This window comes from Pseudomonas sp. PvP009, from assembly GCF_017832995.1.
GTDB lineage: Bacteria > Pseudomonadota > Gammaproteobacteria > Pseudomonadales > Pseudomonadaceae > Aquipseudomonas > Aquipseudomonas syringae.
In genome coordinates this window covers 66,104-79,335 of sequence record NZ_JAFIBG010000001.1, presented here as the reverse complement: position 1 = coordinate 79,335, position 13,232 = coordinate 66,104, and the positions used below count along the sequence as shown (strand labels likewise).

General features: G+C 59.6%; 9 protein-coding genes. 7 read left to right on the top strand and 2 right to left on the bottom strand.

The annotated features are described in order from the left end of the window. The first annotated feature begins 7 nt into the window (after positions 1-7). From fdhD to JOE29_RS00290, 3 genes are all read left to right on the top strand, one after another. Positions 8-844 (top strand): formate dehydrogenase accessory sulfurtransferase FdhD, encoded by an 837-nt coding sequence (fdhD, locus tag JOE29_RS00300; RefSeq protein WP_003420321.1) that lies wholly within the window; start codon positions 8-10, stop codon positions 842-844. Next, complete coding sequence (locus JOE29_RS00295) at positions 841-3,177, top strand: FdhF/YdeP family oxidoreductase (protein ID WP_003413652.1); 2,337 nt, start codon at positions 841-843, stop codon at positions 3,175-3,177. Before fdhD ends, JOE29_RS00295 begins: the two co-directional genes overlap by 4 nt. 209 nt (positions 3,178-3,386) lie before the next feature. Then, on the top strand, positions 3,387-3,827 hold the full coding sequence (locus JOE29_RS00290) for a glycine zipper domain-containing protein (protein WP_210078691.1): 441 nt from the start codon (positions 3,387-3,389) through the stop codon (positions 3,825-3,827). A 133-nt stretch (positions 3,828-3,960) separates the two neighbouring features. Here the strand turns inward: JOE29_RS00290 and JOE29_RS00285 are convergent, their stop codons facing one another. Then, positions 3,961-5,895 (bottom strand): RecQ family ATP-dependent DNA helicase, encoded by a 1,935-nt coding sequence (locus JOE29_RS00285; protein WP_210078690.1) that lies wholly within the window; start codon positions 5,893-5,895, stop codon positions 3,961-3,963. Positions 5,896-6,041: 146 nt separating this feature from the next. On the opposite strand from JOE29_RS00285, the gene JOE29_RS00280 reads away from it, so the two are divergent. Continuing rightward, on the top strand, positions 6,042-6,863 hold the full coding sequence (locus JOE29_RS00280) for a hypothetical protein (RefSeq protein WP_074955776.1): 822 nt from the start codon (positions 6,042-6,044) through the stop codon (positions 6,861-6,863). A 630-nt stretch (positions 6,864-7,493) separates the two neighbouring features. Here JOE29_RS00280 and JOE29_RS00275 read toward each other — a convergent pair. Further along, positions 7,494-9,665, bottom strand: a complete 2,172-nt coding sequence (locus JOE29_RS00275) for a M48 family metallopeptidase (protein ID WP_210078689.1) — start codon at positions 9,663-9,665, stop codon at positions 7,494-7,496. 697 nt (positions 9,666-10,362) lie between these two features. Between JOE29_RS00275 and JOE29_RS00270 the strand changes: the two genes are divergently transcribed. The 3 genes from JOE29_RS00270 to tssC all read left to right on the top strand — a co-directional run bounded on the left by JOE29_RS00270 (position 10,363) and on the right by tssC (position 13,232). Further along, positions 10,363-11,112 carry a hypothetical protein gene (locus JOE29_RS00270; protein WP_002551426.1) on the top strand — a complete coding sequence of 250 codons (750 nt, stop codon included), beginning with the start codon at positions 10,363-10,365 and terminating at the stop codon, positions 11,110-11,112. A 69-nt stretch (positions 11,113-11,181) separates the two neighbouring features. Next, a complete protein-coding gene (gene tssB, locus JOE29_RS00265) occupies positions 11,182-11,715 on the top strand; it encodes a type VI secretion system contractile sheath small subunit (protein ID WP_024684249.1) in 534 nt (177 codons plus the stop codon). A gap of 14 nt (positions 11,716-11,729) precedes the next feature. After that, on the top strand, positions 11,730-13,232 hold the full coding sequence (gene tssC, locus JOE29_RS00260) for a type VI secretion system contractile sheath large subunit (protein ID WP_010406272.1): 1,503 nt from the start codon (positions 11,730-11,732) through the stop codon (positions 13,230-13,232).

The window sequence follows — 13,232 nt, the reverse complement described above, 5'->3', positions numbered from 1 at the left end:
TCAGCCCATGCCCGTTACGCGCAAGGTCAGCTCGGCGTCCTTTGCTACGCCAGCCCCCGAAGCAAGCCAGTCCTACAGCTACTCGAATCTCGAGGGCACGGCCTCTGCACGTAACGAACTTGCCGAAGAAGTGGCACTGGCGATTGCCTACAACGGCATCAGCCAGGCGGTGATGCTGGTCAGCCCGACCGATCTGGAAGACTTTATCGTCGGCTTCAGCCTGGGCAGCGGCATCATTGCCTCGCATGACGAAATCTACGACTTCAAACTCAGCGGTTGCGGCTCGGCGATGCAGGCCGAGGTCGAGATCGCCAGCCGCGCGTTCTGGGAACTCAAGCAGCAGCGCCGACAGTTAGCTGGCACCAGCGGCTGCGGACTGTGTGGCGTTGAAGCCGTCGAGCAGGCATTGCCTGATCTGAAGGCCCTGCCCGGCGCGCCCCTGCCACCGATCGAGTGGCTGGAAGGCCTGCGTCAGCGCATCGGCGAGTTCCAGCCGCTTGGCCGCCATTGCGGCGCTGTGCACGCGGCGGTGTTCATGGACGGCAACGGCCAGTTGCTGCTGGGCCGTGAAGACATCGGCCGCCACAACGCGCTGGACAAACTGATCGGCGCCTTGATCCGCCAGGACATCCCCTTGGCCGGCGGCGTCGCCATCGTGACCAGTCGCTGCAGCCTGGAACTGATTCAGAAAGTATTGCGCGCCGGCATCCAGACGCTGGTCAGCCTGTCGTCGCCCACCGGCCTGGCCCTGCAATGGGCCCGCCGTCATAACCTCAATTTAATTCACCTGCCGCAGCACAGTGCGCCGCGGGTCTATAGCCCTGCGATGGAGATTCAAGCGTGAGCACTCATCATCAAGCCGACAAGACACCAACCCCTCGCTACAAGCCGTACAAAGGTGCGGCAGGCGGATGGGGCGCACTGATCAGCGTGACGCAACACTGGCTGGGCAGTGACAACGCGCTGAAGAACCTGCGCATGATGCTCAAGACCAACCAGAACGGCGGTTTCGACTGCCCGGGCTGCGCCTGGGGTGATTCGCCGGAAAGCGGCATGGTCAAGTTCTGCGAGAACGGCGCCAAGGCGGTGAACTGGGAAGCGACCAAGCGCCGTGTCGACCCGGCTTTCTTCGCCCGCTACAGCGTCAGCTCGCTGATGGAGCAGAGTGATTACTGGCTCGAGTATCAGGGTCGCCTGACCGAGCCGATGACTTATGACGCGGAAACCGACCGTTACAAGCCGATCAGCTGGGACAATGCGTTTGCGCTGATCGCCAAGCACCTGAAGAACCTGCCCAGCCCGAACATGGCCGAGTTCTACACCTCGGGTCGCGCCAGCAACGAAGCGGCGTACCTGTATCAGCTGTTCGTGCGCGCCTACGGCACCAACAACTTCCCGGACTGCTCGAACATGTGCCACGAGGCCAGCGGCGTAGCGCTGTCGCAAAGCGTCGGCGTCGGCAAGGGCACCGTGACCTTCGAGGATTTCGAACACGCCGATGCCATCTTCGTCCTCGGTCAGAACCCCGGCACCAATCACCCGCGCATGCTCGAGCCTTTGCGTGAAGCGGTCCAGCGCGGTGCCCAGGTAGTGTGCGTGAACCCGCTCAAAGAGCGTGGCCTGGAGCGCTTCCAGCATCCGCAACACCCGGTCGAGATGCTCACTAACGGCGACCGCCCGACCAACACCGCCTACTTCCGCCCTGCCCTGGGTGGCGACATGGCGCTGTTGCGCGGCATGGCCAAGTTCCTGCTGCAATGGGAGCGCGAGGCGCAGGCCAACAACGCACCGTCGGTGTTCGATCACGCGTTCCTCAACGAACACACCGAAGGCGTACTCGAATACCTGGCCGCCATCGATGACACGTCCTGGGACGCCATCGTCGAGCAGTCCGGCCTGCCGCTGAGCGACATCGAACAGTCGGCACGCATGTACGCCAAAGGCAAGAACGTGATCATGTGCTGGGCGATGGGTATCACCCAGCACCGTCACTCGGTACCGACCATCCAGGAAATCGCCAACCTGATGCTGCTGCGCGGCAACATCGGTCGTCCGGGTGCCGGCCTGTGCCCGGTGCGCGGTCACAGTAACGTGCAGGGTGACCGCACCATGGGCATCAACGAGCGCCCACCGGTGTTCCTGCTCGATGCTCTGGAAAAACGCTTCCAGTTCAAAGTACCCCGCGAAAACGGCCATAACGTCGTCGAAGCCATTCACGCCATGGCCGAAGGTCGCGCCAAGGTGTTCATCGCGCTGGGCGGCAACTTCGCTCAGGCCACCCCGGACAGCCATCGCACTGCCGAAGCCCTGAGCAATTGCGACCTGACCGTACAGATCAGCACCAAGCTGAACCGCAGCCACCTGTTCCACGGCAAGGACGCGCTGATCCTGCCGTGCTTCGGCCGTACCGACATCGATATCCAGGCCAACGGCCCACAAGCCGTCACCGTGGAAGATTCGTTCAGCATGGTTCACGCTTCCAATGGCCAGTTGAAGCCGTCGTCGAAGCAAATGCGTTCCGAGCCTGCAATCATCGCCGGTATCGCCAACGCTACGCTGGGCAAGGCGCCTGTGGACTGGCTGTGGCTGGTCGAGGACTACAACCGTATTCGTGACCTGATCGCCGACACCATCCCCGGCTTCAAGGATTTCAACGAGCGCGTCAAGCACCCGGGCGGCTTCTACCTGGGTAACGCTGCTGGCGCACGTCGCTGGAACACTGCGTCGACCCGCGCCAACTTCAAGTCCAACGCGCTGCCGTTGACTCTGATCAATGAACACGTCAGCTCGACCGGGCAGATCCCGGACCTGATCATGCAATCGATGCGCTCGCACGATCAGTACAACACCACCATCTATGGCCTGGACGACCGTTATCGCGGCGTTAAAGGTCAGCGTGACGTGCTGTTCGTCAACGAAGCCGACATCATCCGTCTGGGCTTCCAGCCGGGGCAGAAGGCGGACCTGATTTCGATCTGGAGTGATAACCGCGAGCGCCGCGTCAAAGGCTTCACATTGCTGCCGTTCGATATTCCAGCCGGTCAGGCTGCCGCCTACTACCCAGAGGTCAACCCGCTGGTGCCGCTGGAAAGCGTGGGCGATGGCAGCAGCACGCCGACATCGAAGTTCGTTGCCATTCGCCTCGAGCGCTCGGCAGAGTCGGCACGCATCCTCTGACGTCCCTGAAAGACGCCCACAAAAAAGGCCCGCTTCACTGGAAGCGGGCCTTTTGCAAGTAACCTCAGACTGTCTTTTTCGACTTAAGTTCCTTAGCCAAAACAATAACTTAGCAGTTTGTGTGGCAATCGTGTTACTCGTCGGAATTGCATTGCTACATTCTTCACTTGACACCAATATCGCGCCGTCATCCCTATGAGATTCAATACATGAAGTATTCCTCGATACTGTTGTTGTCTCTTACCTTGATCGGCGGTGCAGCGTCTGCAGGCAACCTCGAGTCAGGCGTAGGCGGAGCATTGGGTGGGGTACTCGGTTCGGCCGTCGGTCAACAGCTCGGTGGCAGTACCGGTTCAGCGATTGGCGCTGGCGTTGGCGGTGCAGCCGGTGGCGCGGTCGGCGCAGACCGACGCAATCGTACAGAAGCCGCTATCGGCGGTGGTCTGGGCGCAGCGGGTGGTAACGTGCTGGGCCGCAGCGTCGGCGGCAATACCGGCAGCCTGGTCGGCTCGGCGGTAGGTGGCGGCGGCGGTGCTGCAGCCGGTAACTACATGGGCAACGAAAGCCGCAGCGACGATCGTCGTTATCGTGGTGGCCGTGACCATGGCCATCGTCCAAAGCACCACGGCCATCGCCGTCATCGTGACTGATACCACCGTCAGTTGCTGAAGCACAAAAAATCGGCCGCTCTTGAGCGGCCGGTTTTCATTTGTCTGTCGCAACGCAGGCGCAGGACTGGATGCAGAGCATCGCCCCCTTGGTCAGATCACTTTGTGTGCATAGTCAGTTGCCAGCTATGGCCTGCACCCACGTCCTGACCTGTGCGTACGGATAATCCTCCAACACGGCAAACCCGGTGGTGGCGCGGGCTTTGAGCTTGGTGAACAGCGGCACGCTGATGCCGCACAGAAAACGCGTCAGGCAGTCGGCGCTGGGAGGCTGGCCGGTGTAGTCCTGGTGCTTGTGGATAAACTCGCTGCACAGCTGCTGAAAGTCCCGATTCGCCAAGGGCTCCAGCGCGGGTGGTTCGGGCAAGTGGGCGACTTCGCCAAGGCATACCGAGCAATGCCCGCAACGCTCGGGCGCATTGTGATCACCGAAGTACTGCGCCAGCCGATGGGTCAGGCACTGGTCACTGGCGAACACGTCCAGCATGGTGTGAATGCGCGCAACTTCAGTGGCTTCGTGATGAGCGAAATAATCGTGCAATTCGATGCTCAAGGCCTGTGCGTCAAAGTCGCTGCGCAACAGGCTGTAGACCTCGGTCATCTGTTTGCTTTCAAGCTCGATCCAGCCTTTTTCCTGAAAGTAATCCAGCGCCTTGACCACTCGCCCGCGCTCGGCGCCGTATTGCTGGTACATCGCCTCGAAATCGACGGTGGCCCAGGTCCGTGCCCGGTTTGAGGTGTCGATCAGGGCCTGAACGAACTCGCGTCGCTCCCCTTCGAAACGCGCCATCAGGTCTTGCGGCTGGAGCAGAAACTTGAAGCGGTACTCGGCAAAATACGCGTAGCGCGGCGCAATGATCCCGCGCAGCTCCAGTTGCACCAGCAGGGTCTTCAACGGCAATTGACGAATGTTGCTGAGGTCGGCGAGCGGCCCCAACAGAAATTCCCACTGCCCGTCATGACGCGCCCCGAGCAAATCCTCCAGCACACGGGCAATCCCCTCGCGCTCCGGCGTATCGCCATACACGAAGTTCTCCAGCACGTTGAGGCTGTCGCGGTTGGCCAACACCAGACAATCCGAAGCAGCACCATCACGCCCTGCCCGACCGATTTCCTGGCTGTAGTTCTCGATGGATTTGGGCAGGTCGAAATGCACCACGTTGCGGATATCGCTCTTGTCGATGCCCATCCCGAACGCGATGGTTGCCACGATGCAGTTCAGACGGCCGCCCATGAACTGCTTCTGGATCGACTCGCGCTGATCGTTGGGCAGCCCGGCATGGTAGGCGCTGGCGGGCAGGCCATGCTGTTCCAGGTGCGTGGCGATATGTTCGGCTGTCTTTTGCAGGGTCACGTAAACGATGGTCGGTTGCCCGCGACGTTCATTGAGCCACTCCACCAGCAGGCGTCGCTTGTCTCGTCCGCTGACCGGCTTGACCCACAGGTGCAGGTTGGCGCGGTAGAAACCGGTGGTGATGACATCCTCGGGGGCGATGGCGAATTTGTCCTGCATGTCGATGATGACTTGCGGGGTCGCCGTGGCGGTCAGCAGCAATGTCTGGGGAATATTGAATTCGCGCTGGTAGTCCGGCAGTTTCAGGTAGTCGGGGCGGAAATTATGCCCCCACTCCGAGATGCAGTGCGCTTCGTCGACCACTAGCAAGGAAATCGGCACTTGAGCGATGAAATTGCGGAAGCGCTCGTTCTTCAGGCGCTCGACCGAGATCATCAGAATCTTCAGCTCGCCGGAACGTGCGCGCGCCATCACGTCAGCGATCTCGTCGCGGCTCTGCGCCGAATCAATGCTCGCCGCCGAAATGCCATGGCGGTGCAGGAAGGCAAGCTGATCCTGAATCAGCGCCAGCAACGGCGACACCACCAGCGTCAAATGCGGCAACATCAGGGCAGGCAATTGGTAACATAGCGACTTGCCCGAGCCAGTCGGAAAGATCGCCGCAGCCGAGCGTCCGGCCAGTACCGCACTGATGGCAGCCTCCTGCCCCGGCCGGAACTGTGTGTAGCCGAATACCTGTTCGAGACGCTGGTGCATTCGCGGTCCATCCATCAGTCAAAAAACGGCCTCAACCTTAACGCGCCAGGCCGGATGCACATAGCACCAAAGCGTTGCAGAAACTCTACCCACCGGCCGATATCATTGTAATATCACACCAGAACATCGCTTGATCAGGAGCAGGAATGGATTCCCTACAGCAACCAGAGGACGACGGGATCATCCGCATTCAGCGCCTCGTGCCCGGTCAGGTCGATGTGGTGCTTGGCTCGCATCCACGCCGCAAGCGCGTCGATGCGCCTCGCCGCTCACGCCCTTATGGCCTGTGGCTGGCGTGCCTTATTGCTGCAGCCTGCGTGGCCGGACTGATCACCTCACACGCGAGAGACCCCAAAGCACTGGCAGTACCGCCTGTTGTGCAGTCCACACCCGAAACCCGGACAGTCGACGCCGAGGCGCAGCCCGTAGCCGCCGCCGATCCTGCGCCCGCACACATTCGAAAAACCGCAGAGCTTGTGCCGATAGCGGCCACTGTAGCGCCGCCTGCTCCTGTGCAGCCCTTGGATGACTGCATGAAAAAAGGCAACGTCATCGATGAGGCGGTGGCGAACTGCCGATTCGGCCAGCTTCCACGCCCCGCTCAGGCAGAACCGGCAACAGGCATGGTGTCTGCCGACTACATGGCCGATTTCAAGGCCAATGCTTCACGCAACTCCACGCGTTCTTCCAGGCCTTACAGCTTAGCGACGGCCTCCATCCGCGAAGCGGACGGCAGAAACCGCTACCGCGCGCAGTGGCGGGTGTACGGCAACACGATCGATGGCGACAGCGTCTGCGAAAACTTCGCTATTCGTTCATTCGAACGGCGCGAGTGTCGCAAGGCGGCAGCGGTCAATTTCAGAGAAGAGTGCCGTGAGTGGACCAAACGTGCGGCCAGAAATCGCGACGAGGACAGTAAAAACGCCCAGCAGCGCTATTGTGAAGTAACCGCGAATTTCTCACCCTGAAAACAAGCCTGCGCCGCTCTGGCACAGCAGTTTCACCGGTCTCTTCTACGTTCCCGATGCACGGCCGAGCATCTGAGAATTCGCAAAAACGGACACATGTATAGCCAAAGGCTTACACGCAATGAAGCGAATGGCTATTTTGCACCTGCCGTCAGAGCCGTAGTATTGGATCCAACAACTGGCGAACAAGGAGTTCGCCAGGATCAGGGACGATCGACCATCGCCGGGAAGGCAGCCGACAGGGAGTTGGAATGGTCTTGGTACAAACCCGCTTCGGCGGGTTTTTTATTGCCTGCGATTTTTGCCGTCAGCAGCCATACCGCCTCAAGATTTTTCCTGACGCCAGATTTCCCGCTCCTCAAAGGGCCGTTCGAAGCTGAGCCTGCGAGGTATAGCGAAAGGCTTACACGCGCTGGAGGAATTTGGCTATTTCCGGCCGGACTCGCGCTCCGTAGTATTGGATCCATCAAGGGGTGAACAGGAGTTCACCCGGATCAAGGATGATCGACCATCGCCTCGGAGGCGTCCGACAGGAAGTCGGGATGGTCTTGGAAAAACCCGCTTCGGCGGGTTTTTTGTTGTCTGCAGGAAAGCTGCGCGCCTTACGCTGCACCGTTCACAGCCATCCGCTTAACGCTTGCCCTGCTCGAAGCGCTCTTGCAGCAAGTGTCGTGCATTACCCGCATTGACGTAATCCGCAATCAACTCACCAAGCTCGTCTGGCTTGAGCTTTTTGCCGTCCCGGCTGAACCGCGCCAGCGCCAGGAGTACCCGGCGTTTTTTCCCGAACACTTTTGCGTTCGGTGCAGAGAACGAACGTGAGACTCGCTCGGGTAAAGGCGCATCGTCTTGCAGATGCAGGGTCAGAAACGTGCCATAGGCTACATTCAGCTCAAAATCAGCGATGTGCTGGATCGGGACGGGGGACTTCAGGTTTGCGAAGACAAAGTGATCGGGCGTGAGCAGCAGAGCGGTCTTGTCAGCACGCAGACACATGCGCAGCGCAAATGGCAGCAGCATCAGCATGAACGCCGTCAAGATGCCGCCCGCTATCAGCATAGAATTGCGCTTCTCGGCCAGCCCTTGGGGAAATGACAGCGCTTCGGCTATCAGATAAATACCCAGCCCCAGCAGAGGGGTGAGGAATAGCGTTAGCAACAGCCCCCGCAGGCGAGCGCCCTCATGCAGAACGACATCACCGCTTACCGTTTTCGCGCGGGCACGCAGTTCGGTCACCACCTCAGCATCATTTGCGACATGATGCTTGATGAAGTCCTCGGTCAGACGAATGCGCAGTGCCTGGGGATTGCTGAAGTAATGGTCCATCGCCGCGCGGGCCTGGGCCGCCACTACCGGCCGGGTGCCGCTGCGGATCGCCTCGTCGGCAGCAACCTGCAGCGCGGCGATACGTTCGCCGTTTGAAGGGTGCGTATCCGAGGGGTGCGGCAGCTGGACGGCCATTTCTTCGTCAGGCAGCGTGAATGTCTTGCCGGCCAGTTCGTGCAGCACGCTGTTCGGCAGATCCTTGGTGAACACCTCCCCGCGCCTTGGGTTGGTGGCCCGCGTGATGTGCGTGTAGATCCGCTCCTGCAAAAGCGGATCAATGGCCGAGATGCGCACCAGCGCCGAGGCCGCCGACGCGTTGCCAGCCAGGCTCGCCCCCGCGGCATCGGCGGCCAGCTCGCGCACGCGGCTCCAGTGATTGACCGCGTGATCGAAGCTTTCCATGAAATACACGCCCAGCATGAACGCCGGACGCAGAATGGTGCGCTGCAACCACCCGCTGACCACCATGTTTTCAGCGATCACCCCAAGGCTGCGACCTATGCCGTCGTAGATCGGCAGAAAGCGCAGGCTGTACTCGGTGTCCTCACCGGCAAAATGCGACAGTTCATGACCAATCACTGCGCTGGTTTCAGCCGCATCGATCAGCCCCAGGTACAGGATGGGCACATGCAGAGTTCGACCCTTGAGCACGGCGTCGGACGGCAGAAGGGAAACGTCGCTCGAGGTGACGTAGAAGCCTTCGGTCATGCCCAGCACGATGTGATCAGGTGACAGCGCGCCGAGCCGTTCGGCCAGATCGCGCACATAGGCCCAGAGCACCGGGGCCTCTTCAGGCGTGACCTGCTGCCCCAGAACCTCCATCGCGGTGGGCTCGAACATGTGCAGCATGACGCCCAACTGCTTGCCCATCCGCCAGATCGAATACAGGCATGCAGCGACCAGCATCAGCACGACGATGATCAACTTGAGCTCGCCCGCGGACATGCGCCCCACATGCCACAGGCCCAGGGCTTCGAAACAGAGGATTGCCGACACCGCCGCGCCCATGGCGACGATGTGCCCCACCAGGACGAAGGGCAGAATCCGCCTGACCCTGCTGAAGGTGTGCAGCAATCGCTCGCGGGATTGACGTGCACGCGCGGCGGCCCAGTTGAGCCCTGCCAGCCCGGCGCCGCCGACCAGAGCCGCCAGCAGGCACAGCGCGATGACGGCGCGTGCCAGCCATGTGGTGACACTGCCCAGCACCACTACGAAGTCGAGACCCTGTTCTGCCTCATGAAGACGCGACAGAGCCTCCTTGAGCGTGATGTTTTCTCCGTCTATATCCATCGTTCGCGTGAGGGCGTCGGGCGACCTGGCGAGCCTTTCGAAATAGGGACGTGCGCGCGCAAGGTCGGCCTGGATCTCGACCAGGCGCTCAGTGTTTTCGACACTGCGCTGCAACTGCCAGGCACCGATGAGGTTCAGGCCCAAAGGGAGCAGGATGAGTACAGCAATGAGCTTGTAGATTTTCATGAGGCAAGGCTCATAGAGGTGCGTCGCCGCCGGCTGTCCTTAGCGCGCACAAGGTCCGTCAGGCAAAACGCCTCTGGCGTCTGCGTGCATGCACCCTGCTGTTGCTCAAGTACAAGCGTGAGGGCGCTGGCGGCGTTATACCCTGATTTGCAAACTGATGTAACAAAGCTGCCCGCCTGACCTGCGTCGACCCACCTGAATCCGTCCGCCTGAGCGCTCGCAGTGCCATCACTCCTCATCCAGGAAAAATCGCCTGATAAGGCGAGTCTGTACATTTACCCGCTTCAGAAACCTGAAAACCTGCAAATAAGTTCATCTTTCTAAGCTTAATTTACGCCCGTCATCGGATCCAAATACACCCCAAAGCCCTTTAAAATCAATACTTACAGCTATATTAAGGGTACAATCAAATACAGTGATGGCACATAGGCATCATTGCTTACTGTAACGAAACCGAGAAAATATCTACCGTCTGTAGGAACTTTCCTACTAAAAATAGTGCCATAGACCACACTGCTGGCTAGACGACATCTATATGCCAGCACGAACTCCTCCCTCATTGTGGCGGTGTGTCTCGCAGTGACACACATGGCAAAACCACTTCATGAGCAGGTGTGCAGTCGAGAAATTCGCAACTTTTCCCCGTCCCCGGCCTGATCCGGGAAACGGTCGTGAAGGGTTCAAGGACGATGTACCGATGACTCAGACGTTCGATATAGAAGCATTGATCAAGCTGCGCAAGCAGACGCGCGCTATCTCCGACGCGCTCAAGGTGCAGGCGTCCGACTATCTGTCGACCCTCGCGCTGTTGATACGCCCGCAGACATTCTTCGGTGAATACCTGCAGGGCGCGCAGCGCAGCAGCGGCCGCGAGACTCAGCACCATTTCAAAGAGCTCAAGGAGCTCTATGACCGCATTGCTTCGGCAGAGCCGTTCAAGCTGGTCAATGAACTGGAAGTGCCCCTGAACCTGATCAGTACGACACCCGAGCTGTTCCCGCTCGAATACGACATGGTGTTGTCACAAAGCGGGCAGACCATTCGCATCACCAGTCCGGTGCGTTGGGTGGTGGGCTTCAACTCGTTCGATCTGGCGCAGTTTCGCAAGGTCATCAAAGACCCGAATCGCAGCAGCGCCGAGCTGTATCGTTATGTAGTGCATTATCTGGTGCTGTTCTACTGCCTGAGCAAGTCGCCGGGCATGAGCCGCCTGTTCGAAGGGCTGCGCTTCCCGGTCAGTTTCGAGCGATTGAAAGACTTCGGCGACCTGCCGTTCTGTGTGATCAGCTCGCCAGTGCGCTCAGAATTGCCGGATGAATCGGTGATTCGCAACAGCACGCAGATCGCAGGCAATACCAGTTTCGAAGAATTGGTCGGACACGAAAACATTCTGGAAATGAACGATGAAATCCGTCAGCGTCTGCTGCTGACGATTGAAGGACTCTAATCGCGCCCGGCCCGCCACAGGCCCGGTACGCAAACGACTTGCAGCGAGTTGCTCGCACAGGAGATGACGATGGCGAAGAAGGAAAGTACCCAGCACAAACTTGACCGCGTTCGCGCGCCTCGGGTCCACATCACTTACGACGTGGAGATTGGCGATGCTCAGGAAAAGAAAGAGCTGCCATTCGTTGTGGGCGTTATGGGCGATTTCTCCGGCAACCCGCTGGAGCCGCTGCCCAAGCTCAAGGATCGCAAGTTCATCTTCATCGACCGCGACAATTTCAACGGCGTCCTGAAAGGCATCAAGCCGCGCCTGGCGTATCGCGTCGACAACACCCTGGCAAAAGACGGCACCCAACTCGGTGTCGAGCTGAACTTCAATGCGCTGGAAGACTTCGAGCCGCAGAACGTCGTGCGTCAGGTCGAACCGCTGCGCAAGCTACTGGAAGTGCGTAACAAGCTGGCTGACCTGCGTAACAAGATGGGTGGCAACGACAAGCTTGAAGAGCTGCTGATGGACGTGTTGCAGAACACTGAAAAGCTGAAAACCCTGGGCAAGGAATTCGGCCGTGAAGCCGCCGTTCCCGCCACCGACAACAAAGAGTAAGGAGGAGCCTGACGATGACCGATAAGCAACCCGTGACTCAGCAGGACAGCGCTCTGGTTGAAGTTGAAAACTTCGCCCCGCAATCTTCCTTGCTCGACAGCATCATTTCCGAAAGCCGCGTTGCACGCTCCGAAACCGAGCGCACCCGTACCCGCGATCTGATCGGCGAACTGGTGGCCCAGGTACTTGAAGGCGAGATGACGCCGAGCAAGGACCTGATTGCCGTGCTCGACGCGCGCATCGCCGAGATCGATTCGATGCTCTCCGAGCAAATGAACGAAATCATGCACGCCCGTGAATTCCAGCAACTGGAAGCGTCCTGGCGCGGCCTGAAATATCAGGTTGACCAGACCGAGACCAGCACCACGCTGAAGATTCACCTGCTCAACGCGTCGAAAAAAGACCTCGTGCGTGACCTCAAGGCGTCGTCCGAATTCGACCAGAGCGCACTGTTCAAGAAGATCTACGAAGAAGAGTACGGCACCTTCGGTGGTGCGCCGTTCGGCATGCTGCTGGGTGACTACGAGTTCAACCGCAGCCCGGAAGACATGTACCTGCTGGAAGAGATCTCCCACGTGGCAGCCGCCGCCCACGCGCCGTTCATTTCGGCTGCATCGGCCGAGCTGTTCGGCTGGGACTCGTTCACCGACATGGCCGGCCCTCGCGACCTGGCGAAGATCTTCGACACCGTCGAATACGCCAAGTGGAAGTCGTTCCGCGCCTCTGAAGACTCCCGCTACGTCGGCCTGACTCTGCCGCACGTGCTGGGTCGTCTGCCGTATGGCCCGGATACCACGCCTGTCGAAGAATTCAACTTCGTCGAAAGCGTCGATGGCCGTGACCACAACAAATACCTGTGGATGAACGCTGCCTACGCGCTGGGCACCCGCGTGACCGATGCGTTTTCCCGCTACGGCTGGTGCGTGGCGATCCGTGGTGTGGAAGGCGGTGGTCTGGTCGAAGGCCTGCCGACGCACACCTTCAAGACCGATGACGGTGAAATCGCGCTCAAATGCCCGACTGAAATCGCCATCACCGACCGTCGCGAAAAAGAGCTCTCGGACCTCGGCTTCATTCCGCTGGTTCACTGCAAAGGCACCGACTACGCCGCGTTCTTCGGCACCCAGTCGACCCAGAAGCAGAAGCAGTACAACACCGACATTGCCAACGCCAACGCGCGTCTGTCGGCGCAACTGCAATACATCTTCGCGACCTCGCGTATCGCTCACTACATGAAAGCGATCATGCGCGACAAGATCGGCAGTTTTGCATCGCGTAAGGATGTCGAGTCGTTCCTCAACGAATGGCTGTCCGACTACGTCCTGCTTGATGACACCGCGAGCCAGGAAGCGAAAGCCAAGTTTCCACTTCGTGAGGCAAGCGTAGAGGTTGTTGAAGTGCCAGGTAAACCAGGCGCTTATAAAGCGGTTGCTTTCCTGCGCCCGCACTATCAGCTGGATGAACTGACAGCATCCCTACGCCTCGTGGCAGAGCTGCCTCAGTCGACGCGCAGCTGA